At 68.7% G+C, this 13,731-nt stretch carries 11 protein-coding genes and 1 pseudogene; 1 reads left to right on the forward strand and 11 read right to left on the reverse strand.

Translation table 11 applies throughout. The features are described 5' to 3' along the window. Positions 1-74 precede the first annotated feature (74 nt). The 5 genes and pseudogenes from Prum_RS06380 to Prum_RS06400 all read right to left on the reverse strand — a co-directional run bounded on the left by Prum_RS06380 (position 75) and on the right by Prum_RS06400 (position 6,914). Positions 75-1,307 (reverse strand): poly(ethylene terephthalate) hydrolase family protein, encoded by a 1,233-nt coding sequence (locus Prum_RS06380; RefSeq protein ID WP_173074758.1) that lies wholly within the window; start codon positions 1,305-1,307, stop codon positions 75-77. Between the two features lie 32 nt (positions 1,308-1,339). Continuing rightward, the gene (locus Prum_RS06385) at positions 1,340-2,965 is read right to left on the reverse strand and encodes a cellulose binding domain-containing protein (RefSeq protein WP_173074760.1); all 1,626 of its coding nucleotides are present in this window, start codon (positions 2,963-2,965) and stop codon (positions 1,340-1,342) included. A 27-nt stretch (positions 2,966-2,992) separates the two neighbouring features. Continuing rightward, positions 2,993-5,841: pseudogene (locus tag Prum_RS06390) on the reverse strand (glycosyl hydrolase family 95 catalytic domain-containing protein). 22 nt (positions 5,842-5,863) lie between these two features. After that, the gene (locus tag Prum_RS54420) at positions 5,864-6,325 is read right to left on the reverse strand and encodes a cellulose binding domain-containing protein (RefSeq protein ID WP_173074762.1); all 462 of its coding nucleotides are present in this window, start codon (positions 6,323-6,325) and stop codon (positions 5,864-5,866) included. 439 nt (positions 6,326-6,764) lie between these two features. Further along, complete coding sequence (locus tag Prum_RS06400; protein WP_173074764.1) at positions 6,765-6,914, reverse strand: hypothetical protein; 150 nt, start codon at positions 6,912-6,914, stop codon at positions 6,765-6,767. Here Prum_RS06400 and Prum_RS06405 point away from each other — a divergent pair. Next, complete coding sequence (locus Prum_RS06405; protein ID WP_173074766.1) at positions 6,868-7,092, forward strand: RICIN domain-containing protein; 225 nt, start codon at positions 6,868-6,870, stop codon at positions 7,090-7,092. The two genes, Prum_RS06400 and Prum_RS06405, sit on opposite strands and share 47 nt — an antisense overlap. Here Prum_RS06405 and Prum_RS06410 read toward each other — a convergent pair. From Prum_RS06410 to Prum_RS51040, 6 genes are all read right to left on the reverse strand, one after another. Next, positions 7,076-8,587: a non-reducing end alpha-L-arabinofuranosidase family hydrolase gene (locus Prum_RS06410; RefSeq protein ID WP_173083461.1), complete on the reverse strand. Its 1,512-nt coding sequence runs from the start codon at positions 8,585-8,587 to the stop codon at positions 7,076-7,078. The two genes, Prum_RS06405 and Prum_RS06410, sit on opposite strands and share 17 nt — an antisense overlap. Positions 8,588-8,686: 99 nt before the next feature. Further along, positions 8,687-9,979: a CE1 family esterase gene (locus Prum_RS06415; RefSeq protein WP_173074768.1), complete on the reverse strand. Its 1,293-nt coding sequence runs from the start codon at positions 9,977-9,979 to the stop codon at positions 8,687-8,689. Positions 9,980-10,233: 254 nt separating this feature from the next. Further along, positions 10,234-11,649 carry an endo-1,4-beta-xylanase gene (locus Prum_RS06420; RefSeq protein ID WP_173074770.1) on the reverse strand — a complete coding sequence of 472 codons (1,416 nt, stop codon included), beginning with the start codon at positions 11,647-11,649 and terminating at the stop codon, positions 10,234-10,236. Positions 11,650-11,935: 286 nt separating this feature from the next. Next, positions 11,936-12,325 (reverse strand): AbfB domain-containing protein, encoded by a 390-nt coding sequence (locus Prum_RS51035; protein ID WP_246277691.1) that lies wholly within the window; start codon positions 12,323-12,325, stop codon positions 11,936-11,938. Next, positions 12,325-13,503 carry an RNA polymerase sigma factor gene (locus tag Prum_RS06430; protein ID WP_246277692.1) on the reverse strand — a complete coding sequence of 393 codons (1,179 nt, stop codon included), beginning with the start codon at positions 13,501-13,503 and terminating at the stop codon, positions 12,325-12,327. Before Prum_RS06430 ends, Prum_RS51035 begins: the two co-directional genes overlap by 1 nt. Further along, positions 13,500-13,715, reverse strand: coding sequence for a hypothetical protein (locus Prum_RS51040; RefSeq protein WP_246277693.1), 216 nt, complete (start codon positions 13,713-13,715; stop codon positions 13,500-13,502). The genes Prum_RS06430 and Prum_RS51040 overlap by 4 nt, the downstream gene beginning before the upstream one ends. Positions 13,716-13,731: the final 16 nt, after the last annotated feature.

Genomic DNA, 13,731 nt, shown 5'->3' on the forward strand with positions numbered 1-13,731 from the left:
GAGGGGTGGCGGCGCGGGGTCGCCCGGACCCCGCGCCGCCGTGCGGGACGTGGTCTAACAGGTGGAGTCGGTGGTTACGGGCTGGTGCAGGTGAGGGAGACAGGCGTGGGGCTGCCCGAGGCGAGGAAGCCGAAGGTGGTCGAGGCGTTCGCGCCGAGCGAGCCGTTGTAGGTGGTGTTTCGTACGGTCACGGCGGATCCGCTGACGCTCAGTGCGCCGTTCCAGACCTGCGTGACTGCCTGTCCACTAGCGAGGGTCCAGCGGACCGCCCAGCCGTCGACCGGCGTGGAGCCGGCCGACACGGTCACCTCGCCTTGGAAGCCGCCGGGCCAGGAGTTGACCGTCCGGTAGGTAGCGCTACAGGCACCGGTCGGGGGTGTGGTCGGCGGTGTCGTGGGTGGCGTGGTTGGGGCGGTGGTGGACGGGCTGGTCGTCGGGTTCGGCAGGAAGGGGCAGGTGCTGCGATAGCCACGGATGCCTGTGGAGTCCTGCAACGGGCACAGGAACTGGCTGTAGCGGTTGTCGCTGTCGACGAAGATCTTGAGCCAGGGGATCAGGATCCGCATCTCGAGCGTGTTGGCGCGGGTCGGGAAGAGGTGGTCGGCGCCGGTGAACTCCATGTAGGCGCTCTCCGTAGTGGCCGGCAACGTGTTGTAGAGGCCGGTCGCGTAGGAGGGGGTGACCACCGTGTCGTTCTGCCCAGAGATGATCATCGTCGGCACGCGGACGTTGGTCGGGTTTCCCGAGGGCTTGTAAGGCGCCAGGCCGACGGCGGCCTTGAGTGAGGCGCGTTGGCCCGCGGCGTAAAGTGCGCCGCCGCCGCCCATGGAGTGGCCGACGACCGACTGCCGGCTGGCGTCGACCCGGTCGCGCACGCTGCTGCGCTGGGTCAGGTAGTCGAGCGCGGCAAGCAACTGGGTGCCGCGGGCTGTGTCGAAGTCGTTGGTGCTGTTGGTCTCGACCCCGATGACGACGAAGCCGAAGGAGGCGAGCCAATGCCCCATCCACGCTTCCTCGACGGAGAACCGGGCGGTGTAGCCGGGCACGATCGCGACAGCGCCGAACGTGCCCTGGCTAGTGTCGGTCGGGTAGTAGATCATGCCGCCGCCGAAGCCGTCTCCGGCCGGCACGGCCACCTGGGCCGTGGCGAACGTGCCCCGCTGGGCGGAGACACTGGCGAGAGTGGGGTCCGGACCCCGCTGGTACGGGTTGTCCGCGGCGGACGCCGACTGCGCCGCCACGGTCACCGCGACAAGCCCGAGTACGACCGCGATCACGGCCATGACCCGCCTGAATGGTCTATTCATGGTTCGCTGGCTCCCTTCCAGATGTGCGGCGGTCAGCTTGCGCAGGCCTCGCCGTTGAGAGTGAACGAGGTCGGCTTCGCGGTGTTGCCGGTGTGGGTGGCTTGGAAGCCGATGCTGACCGACGCGCCAGGTGCGATGGAGCCGTTGTAGGAGACGTTCCGGGCGGTCACCTGCCCGGAGGTGGGTGTGTAGCTGGCGTTCCAGCCGTTGGTGATGGCCTGCCCGCCCGGCAGGGTGAATACCAGGGACCAGCCGTTGATGGCCGTGTTGCCGTTGTTGGTGATGGTGAGGTCCTCGGTCAGGCCGGTGTTCCAGGCGTTGACGGTGGCTGTGACACGGCAGGGGCCGGTCGTGGGCGGCGCAGTCGTCGGGGTCGTCGTCGTGGGTGTGACGGTGGGGCTGCTTGATCCGCCGCTGAGCCGGTAGACGACGGTGCCATGGCCGGGCACGCTGGCCGAGATGGCGCCGGAGGTGCTGCTCGTCGCGTTCGTCCACGCGTCCCGCAGGGTGAAGGAGCTGCCCGACAGCCCGAGTGCGGACGCGGTGGTGCTAATCGTCGTGGTGCCGGTGCCCTGGTTGAACAGCGCCACCGCGACGTCGCCATTGGACAGTCGTTTGGCGAGCACCCGGCGGGTGCCGTCGAAGGAGACCTGGCTGGCCTGGAGGGCCAGCGAGTCCTGGCTGATGCCGATGAGATTCGCGTTCTTCAGGATCGTCTGGGTGGCCGCGTTCATGTTTCGCAGGTCGTTTCCGGCGATCAGCGGCGAGGCCATAACGGCCCATAGTGCGAAGTGGCTGCGCATCTCGGTGTCGGTCATGCCACCCCGGCCGACCTCCATCATGTCCATGTCGTTGAACGAGCCGGGCCGGGCGTAGCCGGCCAGCGGCACCGTGACGTCGACGATGTTCTGGATACCCATGGGGTAGCCGTTGGTCTGGCCGGTGTTCCACGCGTTGGTGATGTCTTCGGTGGTGCGCCACATGTTCGACACGTCGCCCCAGTTGCGCTGCGGTCCGGTCTTGGAGTGCACGCTGTTGGAGTTGATGCTGAACACAATCGGGCGGCCGGCCGCGCGCAGCGCGTCACGCATGATGGCGAACGTGCGGACCTGGTCGTCGATGCTGCCGGCGGGCGAGCACCAGTCGTACTTGAGATAGTCGACACCCCACGCCGCGAACTGCCGGGCGTCCTGGGCCTCGTGGCCCTGCGCGCCGGTCCGGCCCGGGTAGGAGCCGAAGTACTGCGCGCAGGTCCGGTCCAGCGGGCCCTGGTAGATGCCGAACTTCAGGCCCCGGGCGTGGATGTAGTCGCCGAGCGCCTTCATCCCGCTGGGAAACCGGCTCGGATCGCCCTGCAAATTGCCGGCGCCATCACGGTTGGGGTTCATCCAGCAGTCGTCGACAACCACGTACTGGTAGCCGGCGTCCCGCATGCCCGAGCTGACCATCGCGTCGGTCATCTGCCGGATGAGCGTTTCGTTGATGTTGCAGCCGAACGTGTTCCAGCTGTTCCAGCCCATCGGTGGGGTGCGAGCCACGCCGTTCTCCAGCGCCTGCGCGTCGGAGGTCCGCAGCACCGCGGTCGCGGCCCCCGCCGCCACCAGCAGGCCGGCCGCCAATGCGGTCGCGAGGCGGCGACCGCGAGCGTGATGTCTCATTGCTTCTCGTTCCTTCCCGGTGCCGGGTCAGGTCGTGGTGCAGGTGATGTTGGCCGGCGGGTTGTTGGCGCCGCTCACCGAGGCGATGAACCCGAATGTGGTGGAACCGCCGGCCGGAAGCGCGCCGTTGTAGGCGGCGTTGGTCACCGTCACGTTCGCGCCGCTCTGGGTGTACGTGCCGCTCCAGATCTGGTTGATGACCTGTCCATTAGGGAAGGTCCAGCTGACCGTCCAGCCCCGGATCGGCGACGACCCGGCGGTGACCGTCACCTCCGCCTGGAAGCCGCCCGGCCACGAGCTCGTCACCGCGTACGTCGCCCGCGCGCCGGACGGCGGCGGTGAGCTAGTGGGCGGCGGTGAGGTTGTCGGGCTGACCGTCGGCGAAACCGAAGCGGTCGGGCTAACCGTCGGCGAGACGGAGACGGTGGCGCTCACGGTTGGCGACGCCGTGGCTCCCAGCCGCGCGGCGCGGTACGTGTGTCCAGCCTTGACGGTGAGCTGCACGACGTCGGTCTCTGGCCGGGTGGTGGCCGGTGTGCCGCCGTCGCCCACGTCGACGAGTGTGAAGCTGCCGGTGAACAGGCGGGCGCGCAGCCGCACCGTGCCGTCGCGGTCGGCCCGGACCAGGAGTTCGTCGGCCTGACCGCTGGTCCACGCCGCGCCGACGGTGTAGCCGCCCCTTCCTCGCAACCCGGCCACCTGCCCGGTCGCCCAGGCGGACGGCAGGGCGGGCAGCAGGTGCAGCTCGCCGTTGTGGCTCTGCAACAACATCTCCGCGATGCCGGACGTGGCGCCGAAGTTGCCGTCGATCTGGAACGGTGGGTGCAGGTCGAACATGTTCGGCGCCAACCGGTCGGTCCGCACCAGGTCACGGATCAGCTTGTGGGCGCGGGCGCCGTCCTCCATCCGCGCCCAGTAGTTGATTTTCCAGGCGAGCGACCACCCGGTCCCGTCGTCACCGCGCAGTTCGAGGGTCCGGCGGGCGGCCTCGTACAGCTGCGGTGTGCCGCGCCGGGTGATCTGGTTGCTGGGGTGCAGCCCGTACAGGTGCGAGACGTGCCGGTGGTTCCGCTCGGTCTCCACCCAGTCGGCCAGCCACTCCTGAATGTTGCCGCGCGAGCCGACCCGCATCGGCGCCAGCCGGTCCTTGGCCGTGCGCACCTGGGTGCGGAAGGTGGTGTCCACACCGAGCACCTCACTGGCCCGGGCGACGCCTTCGAAGAGGTCGCGCAGGATCTGGTTGTCCATTGTGGGCCCCGCGCACACGCTGGCGTTGGCGTGGTGGGGCAGCTCCGGCGAGTTCGACGGGTTGGTGACCAGGTACCCGAGCGACGGATGGGCGACCAGCGTGTCGAGGAAGAACTGGGCCGCGCCTTTCATCGCCGGGTAGTTTGCGCGGAGGAACTCGACGTCGCCGGTGAACAGATAGTGGTCCCAGACCAGGGTGGACAGCCACGCACCACCGGTCTGCCACATCCCCACAACGCCCCGTCGACCACCGAGGCACCCCGCCACGCGTCGGTGTTGTGGTGGGTCACCCAACCACCCGCGCCGTACTGCGCCTGAGCCACCCGGGCGCCGGTCACCGTCAGGTCTCTGACCATGTCGAAGACGGGCAGGTAACACTCGGACAGGTTCGTGGTGTCCGTGGGCCAGTAGTTCATCGGCAGGTTGGCGTTGATGGTGTACTTCGAGTCCCACGGCGGAGCCATCGAATCGTTCCAGATGCCCTGCAGGTTGGCCGGCTGGGTACCCGGACGCGACGAGCAGATCAGCAGGTAGCGGCCGAACTGGAACAGCAACGCGGAGAACTGCGGATCGTTCACGCTCGCGTGCTGCGCGATCCGCACGTCGGTCGGCTGGTCGGCCGCCGCCGTGCGGCCCAGGTTGATCGCCACCCGGTTGAACAGCGCCTGATAGTCGGCGAGGTGCCGGCTGCGCAGCTGGTCGATGGCCACGTTTCGGGCCGCGTTGAGCCGGGTGCGCGCGATCCCTTGGTAGTCGCCGTTGACGGTGCGGAAGTTGACATAGCTGGAACCGATCGAGACCAGCACGGTCACGCTCGTCGCGGCGGAGACCCGCAGCGTGCCACCGGAACTACTCACCGTGCCACCGGTGACCGCGGCGTTGGCCAGAGCGAGGAAGCGGACCTGCCCGGTGACGCCCTCCATGTTGCCGGAGATGCCGTTCAGGCCGATCGTGGCACTGTCCGGGCTGGACACCGTCGTCCGCTGTGGACTGTCGAACGTGGCGCTGAACGTGATGGAGTTGGCCCGGTCGGCGGTCAGCCGGACCACGATCACCTGATCCGGCGCGCTCGCGAACACCTCACGCGTGTACCGCACACCGCCCTGCACATACGTGGTGGTAACCGTGGCGGTGGTCAGGTCGAGCGTCCGGTTGTACTGCGAAACCCCGCTCGCCGAGCCGACGGCCAGCCGCAGGTTGCCGACGGGCTGGTAGGCCAGCTGACCACCAGGGCTGCCCATCATGGTCTGGTTGATCAGATCCTGCGCCTGGGTCCACTGGTCGGCGAAGACCCGCCGCCGGATCTCCGCAAGGTTCGCCGCACCCCGGGTGTTGGCCGAGTCGTAGGGGCCGCCCGCCCAGACGGTGTCCTCGTTGAGCTGCAGCCGCTCGGTGTCGACGTTGCCGAACACCATCGCGCCCAGCCGGCCGTTGCCGACCGGCAGCGCCCGCAACCAATCGGCGCCGGCGGCCTCGTCGTACCACAGCGCCAGGTCGCCCGCGGCCAGCACCTGCGATGGTGCCGCCGAGTCGGCACGGGCGACCGCGGTCCAGGCCGCCGGCACGAGCGCGGCCCCGGCCCCCGCCGCCCCGGCCCTGAGCAGCTTCCTTCGTGTCACTTCAGGCATCGCGGCTCTCCTAATTGGACGGTTAGGGGCTAGTGCAGGTCAGCGATGGGATCGATGGCGTGCCGTCGGCGATGAAGCCGAACGTGGTCGAGGCTCCCGCGCCGAGCGTGCCGTTCCAGGCGACGTTCTTCACGGTCGCCGCGGAGCCGCTGGTGGTCAGCGTCCCGTTCCAGACCCCGCGCTGCCGCTGACGCCGCCGCCCAACGTCGCTTCCTCCCACGGCTACGACGAGAGGCGCCGCGGCCGCGATGGGCCTGGCGATGAATCTGCGTCTCAACATCGTGGTCTGCCTCTCTGGCGAGTCGAGGGCCCGGCCGCCGCGCATGTTAGCGCTAACAGTCCTCGATTCGAGCTGACCGCTTGCCCCGGTTGGGGGTACCGGAGAACGGTAGTCATCGACATATGGGAGCGCTCCCCATCGATGCTTGGGAGATTGCCAGATTGTTTCCGTTCCTTCAAGGGGCACCGCCAAACGCGTACCCATAAACGCGTTTTTAGATTGAGGACTTTCGACAACCGTCGTGAATAACACATTCTTGCTATCGAGCAGAATTAGCGAGTGGTGCACATGAGATAGAACTTTTTGTTATCTCGACCTGCGCGACTTGGTCGTGTCGGTCACCGCGCGAGTGGCGGGCGGGGGGTGGCGGGAGGCGTCCACTTGGAATGCGCCGCTCCTATCGGCCTGGTCCAACCGCAGCTCGGCGCTGCCAGCTCAGGCCTGGTTGGCCGGCCGGCGACCTCGAGCCACCACAGCGACAGCAGCGCGGTCTGGTCTTGCAACGCGGACGTGGCAGCGGGGGTCGGGGATTTCGGCTCGCCCCCGCGAGCCGCCGACCGCCGCGGTCTCCGGCGGGAGCAGCGGTCCGCAGCTGGCGCGGACCCGGGAAACAAGGCGGAAGCGGTCCACGCCAGGGTGGGGATCAGGCGTGGAGGATGGCGCGCAACCAGGCGTCCGACGTGTTGACGTGCAGCGGAGCGGCCGACTGGGCCAGGAAGGGGTCACCGGCGCGGAGGGCATCGTAGATGGCGCGGTACGGCAACAAGTGCCTGGACGCCAACGGACGGGGCACCGACAACGGCACCAGGATCCAACTTTGGGCCTGCCACGGTGGCGCCAATCAGCAGTGGAGCACGCCAGTTGGAGAGCCTTGCGGGGTCGGGGGTTGCCGCGGCTCGGCGGGCTCGGCCTTGTGCCGAGCCCGCCGCTTCCGTTGCGATGGGATCTGTGTCGTTAGCGCTGCAGGGTGAGTAGGCCTGGCCGGTAGGGCAGCAGGCCGTAGTCGCCGCCGGAGTTGGGGGCACGTCCCTGGTAGAGCAACTGCAGATTGCACGGATCAACAGTCATCGTCTGGTCCGCGTTGGAACGGATCAGCTCGCCGTGGCTGATGTCGTTGGTCCAGGTGGCGCCGCTGTTGGCCTTGCCGGCGAAGGGGTTGCTCTCGCTGGCGGCCTGGGGTGTCCACGAACCGCCCAGACTGGTCGAGGTGAACGAGCGGAAATAGCGACCCTGCGCGCCGATCGCCTCGACGAGCATGAGGTACAGGTTCTGGCCCTGAAGCTTGTACACCTGGACCGCTTCGAACAGGTTGTTCGTCGAGTCGCTCATGATCACCGTCGAGGACGAGCCGAAACTACCCGGGAAGTTCCCGATCGGCATACTGGCCCGATAGATCTTCCCGTTGTCACCGGCGAAGAACAGATACATGGTGCTGCTGTCACCGATGACCGTCTGATCGATCGGCCCGGTGCCAGAACCCGAGATGCTCCCGGAGAACAACGTCTGCGGCGCCGACCACCCGTTCGGGTTGGTCGGATCGCTGGAGGTGCGGTACGAGAACGCCGGCCCACCCCACTGATAGGCGAGCACCCAAATATTGCGCGGCGCGAAGTAGAACAACGTCGGCGCCACCGTACCCGACGACATCCCGTTCTGACTGGCCGAGGCCATGTCCGACCAGTTCGAGAACAGGCTGAAGTTCATCGAACCCCAACTCGTACCAAAGTCATGCGTCGTGGCGTAAACCAGATGCCGACCGTTATACGGAGCATAAGTGAAGTCCTTCAACGACACCCAACCCGACCTCGGGTTCGCCAACGGACCCGTCGACGACCACCGGTAGCTCGACGGAAGGGAACACCCACCGGGCGGTGGCGTCGTCGGATTCGTCGGCGTCGTCCCGCCGAGGCGGACCAGCTGCCACTGCTGGTTGCTGCCGCCCCAATCCGTGTACTGCACGACGTTCGCACCGTCGTTGGTCGCGGCACCCTGCACCTCGACCGCCTTGTTGCTGTTCCGGCCGATCAACCGCACGTAGCCGCCGTCCGAGTCGGCGAGCCGGAACTGCTGGTTGGCACCGTTACCGTCGGCCCACTGCACGATCGCGGCACCGTCGGCTGTCGACCAGTTGTAGACGTCCAGCACCTTGCCCGAAAGGCGGGACCTGACCCGGTAGTATCCGCCCCCGGAGTCGACGAACTGCCACTGCTGATTGGTGCCGTCATGACGCGCCCACTGCGTGATCCGCGCACCGTCGTTGGTGGCCAGGTTGTACACGTCCAACGCCCTGCCACTGTTCCGATTCACCAGCACATACCAGGCGGTGGTATCCACCGTGGCCGCCGACGCCGACGTCGCGGCCACCATCACCAGCGCGCCGCCCACGACCACCGCGGCAGTCACGGCGGCCAACCCCGACCGCCACCCACGACGCCACCTCGCGGTGCGCGCAAACCCAACCGGCATGGCATCTCTCCTTTCACTCATCTGGAATCTCCGACATGAAGCGCGCCGCATCGGTGCGGACGCGGCCGGCACCCGCACAGACCGGCTAAACCTGTCCTTTCAGCTTGCGGTGCAAGTGGGCGCCATGCCGGCACCGCTGCCGCTGCCCTGGAACCCGAACTCGGTGACCTGGCCCGACCCGAGCCGACCGTTGTAGCTGACGTTGGCGAACCGGACCGTGCCGGTGCTGCCGCTCGCCGACGCGTTCCAGGTGTTGGTCACGCTGGCGCCGCTCGGCAGCGTCATGCTGACCGTCCATCCGTTGGTACCGGCCGAGCCGGCGGTCACCCGTACGGTCGCCACGAAACCGCCCGTCCACTGGTTCAACGCCACGGACGCCGAGCAGCCCTCACCCGGAGGAGGCGAGGAGGGCGGAGGCGAGGAAGGCGGGGGTGTCGTGGTGGGCGGAGGTGTCGTCGGGCCCGGTGAGGTGTTCTGGAACTGGGCGAAGAACCTCCAGATCTCCCCCTTGGTCCAGGTCGTGATGCCGCTTTCGGCGTACGTTCCGTCGACCGGGCCGGGCATGTGTCCGTTGTCGAACGCGGCCCACTGCACCGGATACCCGGCCCGGCAGCCGGTGTAGGCGGTGGTGATGTGCGTGCGACTGCCAGCCCCCGGCTCGCGTGGGCTCTGCGGGGTGCAGCCGTTGTTTCTGACGAACGTGTCGCGCAGGGACCGCCCCTGGGAGATGTTCAGCACGTTGTCGCTGATGCCGTGCAGTCCGAAGTAGGCGATCGGCTGGGTGCCGCCGCTACAGCCACTGATCTGGCCGCCGGACATGACGGCGACGGCGCGGAAGACGGTCGGCTGTGCGCAGGCGAGCGCGTAGCTCATGCCACCGCCCCAGCTGAAGCCGGTGGCGAAGCGCTGCGTGGTGTCGATGCAGAGGTCGGCGTCGAGCCGCCGGATCATGTCGTCGACGAAGGTGACGTCCTCGCCGCCGGAGTTGCCCCAGCCGTTGCCGAGGCCCTGCGGTGCGACGAGGACGGCGGTGTTGTTGGACTGCTCGAGCTGGCCGTAGTAGGACCACGGCCGCCCACTGGTGCCGCCCGAGTCGACCTCGTTGGCGGTGCCGCCCCGCCAGTGAAACGCGAAGATCAGCCGGTACGGGTTGCTGTTGTTGTAGTTCGCGGGGAGTCGCAGGATGAAGCTGCGGCTCTTTCCGTTGCTCTGGATGGTGTGCGTACCACTTTGCAGCGCCGGCGCCCTACCGCATCCCGCGGTCGCGGCGGCGACGGTGAAGTCTCCGGCTGAGGCGCTGCCGAGGCCACCAGCCAGCGCGACGCCGGCCGCGGCCACGGCGAGCATCGCCACCGCGGCGACGGGCCCCGGCAACGATCGATGTCTTGGCATCACGAAAACTCCCTCTGTTGTCCAGCTCTGGTTGGCAACACTGGCGCACGGCCCCCGAACGTCGCTTGCTTCACTGCTACTCCTCATGGCGCGGTCGTCGGGCGGGCCGGTGCGGAGTCGGCTAGCTCCGCACCGGCCCCTTCCAGGTCACGCCGGCTGTCGTGCATGTCGGCGCCATCCACCGCCGTCGTGACCTGGAAGGCGCGCTCCGGGCGTTGCCCGGCCGCCCGTCTAGCAGGTGGAGCTGGGCACCGTCACGCTCTCGCCCAGCGCTGGTTGGCTCCGCCGTGGCAGCTCCACACGATCACCGCCGAGCCGTTGGCGGTGGCGCCGCCGTTGACGTCCAGACACAACCCGGTCTGCGCGTTGCTGATCGTCCCGTTGCTGTTGAAGACCCACTGCTGGTTCGCGCCGCTGCTGCAGTCCCAGATCTGCACCCGGGTACCGGCGCTGGCATTGGGCGGGGCATCCAGGCACTTGCCTGTCACCTGCAGCGCGCGGCCGTTCTGCGTGAACTGCTGGTTCGCGCCGCTGTGACAATCCCAGATGACCATCTGTGCGCCGTTGGCGGTGCTCGCGCCGTTGACGTCCAGGCAGCGGCCGGCCCCCTCGTTGCGCAGCCGGTTGCCGTTGGGGTTCGGGTTCGTGCCGCCGTTGAGGGTGTCGAGGACGGCGTTGTACGCCTGCTTCTTGTTGCCGGCGCAGTCGAACAGCAAGGCGTTGTCGCTGCCGCGCCAGGAGTCGCAGTCGCGCACGCCCCACACCGTGATGCCGGTACACCGGGAGACCGCCAGGCAGGCGCGGGTGACCGCCGCGTAAACGCTCGGGTTGGCCTGCGTGACGTCGAGCTCGGTGATCTGCACGTCGACGCCGAGGTCGGCGAAGCGCTGCAGGTTGGCCTGGTAGTCGCCGGGGATCGAGGTGCCCAGGTGGGACTGGAAGCCCACGCAGTCGATCGGCACGCCGCGGGACTTGAAGTCGCGGACCATGTTGTAGACGCCGGTCGACTTCGCGTTGATCCCGTCGGTGTTGTAGTCGTTGTAGCACAGCTTCGCGCCCGGATCCGCGTTGCGGGCGGCCCGGAACGCCGCCTCGATCCAGTCGTTGCCGGTGCGCTGCAGGTTGGAGTCCCGCCGGCCACCGCTGCCACCATCGGCGAACGCCTCGTTCACCACGTCCCACGCGTAGATCTGCCCCCGGAAGTGGGCGGCGGTCTGGGTGACATGGTTGATCGCTGCGTTCCGCAGGTCGCCGCCGGACAGGCCCTGCGCCCACCCGGGCTGCTGGGCATGCCACAGCAGGGTGTGGCCGCGCATGCTCATGCCGTTGGCGCGCGCGTGGCTCACAATACGGTCGCCAGCGCCGAAGTTGAAGCCTCCCCGCTGCGGCTCGGTGGCGTCCCACTTCATCTCGTTCTCGGCGACCAGGCTGTTGAACTCACGGTTGAGCACCGACATGTAGGTGCCGTCACCGAACTTGTACGTGCCGACCGCGGCACCGAAGTACCGGCCCTTCTCCGCCGCCGAGGCGCCCAACGTGGTGCCCGCGTTGGCGGTGCCGCCGAACGCCAACGCCGCACCGGCCGCGAGCAAACCGGCCAACAGCAACGGAAGTGTTGCTCTGGTCCGCCGTCGCCGAGGCGGACTGGTCAAATGGACGAGGTCTCTCATCGTCAGTACCTTTCGAGGTCGCGTCAGCGCAGCGTTATCGCTAACATTGGTCGGCCGCTTGGGCTTCGCTCGCGCTACGCATTGATGAGTGCGAGATTGCCAGATTGTTTCGGGGTGTTCAAGAGGCAACCGTCGATACGATGGCGAATTCGCCTGATCGAGCCTCGGGACTTTCGAAGACCGCCGCCGATAACGCATTCTCGACACTGGTTGAAATGGTGGAGGCGAGAAAGGACACCGTGGTTTCTGTTATCGGCGCCGGTGCCAGATGGTCCCCGGCTCGGCGCTATCCGGCCAGTGGTGGCCGAGGGCGGAAGGATGCGTCGGCGTCAAACCCGGGACTGCCGTCCGGCGGATCCACCCAGAGCTCCGTCCCGCGGTGGCGCAGAAACGCGCCGGGGTAGTTGGACGACTCCAACGACACCGAGCCAGGGACCGCGCCCACACGTACGCAGAACGTCGCGTCCCCGCGGAACAGCTCGGTGCTGTCGTCCTGGCTCAGTCGCAGCCGCCAGGACGAGTGGCGCAGATACCTGCCGTCCTGGGCACGAAACGAGACACATCTCGGCTGTGCCAGGCCGGGAACCACCGCGAACGTCGCACGCTTGCGGCCTTCCGTGTCGCTGCCCGCGGCGACCTGTTCCAGCACGCCGAGGTCGGCGGCGGTCGTGACCATCAATCCCGCGGCGCTGACCGACTCCAGCGACGCCCGCCCTGACGCGAAGGGGTCTGTGCCGGGGTGGACGGGCTGGCGACGCTCGGGCTCCGCGGGCTGGGCGGCTTGGGCGCGGCCGACGGCTCCGGTGCCACCGCCGGGGCCGACGCTACCGGGGCCGGCGCGGATGTCGGCGCCGCGACCGCCGGCCGGTCCGGTGATGCCGGCGTGCTCCACGTCGCCGTGGTGACCGCGGTACCGGCGACGAGCGTGGCGGCCGCGAACATCGCGGCGAAGGGGTGCGTCCCGATCGTTTGCGCCAGCTGGCCGAGCAGTCCCGCCTTCACGCCGGCGGCGACCGCGGAGCCGGTCGCCGCCGAGCCGGCAGCCGCGGCAGTTCCGCCCTTGGCGAGCACCGCGGCCGACAGCGCCAGCGGCACGGGCAGCAGTGCGAGGCCGACGATGAGCCGCTCGAGGGGCACCAGTTCGCCGGGTTCGGTGTGGGAGCAGACCGGGCACGACCGGGTGTGCCGGGTGATGCGCTTGCGCCACAGCGGGCTCGGTATGCCGTCCCAGTCCTCCAGAACGGCGCTCAGCTGCGCGCACCGGGGACTGGCTTCGAGGGCGGCGACGAGTGACCGGCTCAGGTCAAGCTGGTGGCGCATGCGCTGGACGCGCACGCCGGCGTGCGCCACGCTCGTGCCCAGCGCGGCCGCGAGCTCGGTCCTGGTCAGCTGGCCCGCGGCTTCCAGCCACCACAGCGACAGCAGGGCGCGGTCGTCCGGGTCCAGCCATCGGCTGGCACGCACCACCCGCCGGCGGCGACTGGACAGCTCCACATGGGCCAGGGCCAGGCTTTCCGCGTCGGCGTCGGGCGGATCGGTCAGCTCGTCGAGGGGCACGGTCCGCCGTGCGTCCGCCCGCAGCCGGTGCAGGTGGGTGCTGACCTGGCGGGTCGCGATCGTCGCCAGCCACGGCCGGAAGCTCTCCGGGGTGCGCAGCGTCCGCAGCTCGCGCAGGGCCCGCAGCATGGTGTCCTGCACGACGTCGTCGGCATCGGGCAGCACGCCCAGCGCCCGGCGCACGATGGTGTACACCAGGGGCAGGTAGGCGGCGACCAGTTCGTCGAGCGCCCGTGGATCGCCGGCCTGCGCGGCGACGACCAGGCTCGTCTCGTCGGTGCTACCGGCTCGCGTCACGAGCCTGCGGGCCGGCACCGCGGTGGCCTGGCTTTCATGTCCATGCCAGCCGGTAGACCTGCTGCGCGGTCCGCCTCCAGTGAGCTGACCGCCTGCACGACGACGGTCTGCGTGACACCCGCGGTCGCCGCCATCGTTTGGGGGTCGATCCAGTGCTGCCGGTGGCGGGCGCGGTTCCATAGATGATGGTGCGCGTCCACGACGGCTTCCATCGATCCTCCGTCCAAG

Origin of the sequence: Phytohabitans rumicis (assembly GCF_011764445.1) — a bacterium.
GTDB classification, from domain to species: domain Bacteria; phylum Actinomycetota; class Actinomycetes; order Mycobacteriales; family Micromonosporaceae; genus Phytohabitans; species Phytohabitans rumicis.

Coding starts and splice junctions, on each gene's coding strand:
- Prum_RS06380 (WP_173074758.1), bottom strand. CDS start 1,307: ATGAATAGACCATTCAGGCGGGTCATGGCCGTGATCGCGGTCGTACTC.
- Prum_RS06385 (WP_173074760.1), bottom strand. CDS start 2,965: ATGAGACATCACGCTCGCGGTCGCCGCCTCGCGACCGCATTGGCGGCC.
- Prum_RS54420 (WP_173074762.1), bottom strand. CDS start 6,325: ATGGGTACGCGTTTGGCGGTGCCCCTTGAAGGAACGGAAACAATCTGG.
- Prum_RS06405 (WP_173074766.1), top strand. CDS start 6,868: ATGGCGCGGTACGGCAACAAGTGCCTGGACGCCAACGGACGGGGCACC.
- Prum_RS06410 (WP_173083461.1), bottom strand. CDS start 8,587: ATGCCGGTTGGGTTTGCGCGCACCGCGAGGTGGCGTCGTGGGTGGCGG.
- Prum_RS06415 (WP_173074768.1), bottom strand. CDS start 9,979: ATGCCAAGACATCGATCGTTGCCGGGGCCCGTCGCCGCGGTGGCGATG.
- Prum_RS06420 (WP_173074770.1), bottom strand. CDS start 11,649: ATGAGAGACCTCGTCCATTTGACCAGTCCGCCTCGGCGACGGCGGACC.
- Prum_RS51035 (WP_246277691.1), bottom strand. CDS start 12,325: ATGGTCACGACCGCCGCCGACCTCGGCGTGCTGGAACAGGTCGCCGCG.
- Prum_RS51040 (WP_246277693.1), bottom strand. CDS start 13,715: ATGGAAGCCGTCGTGGACGCGCACCATCATCTATGGAACCGCGCCCGC.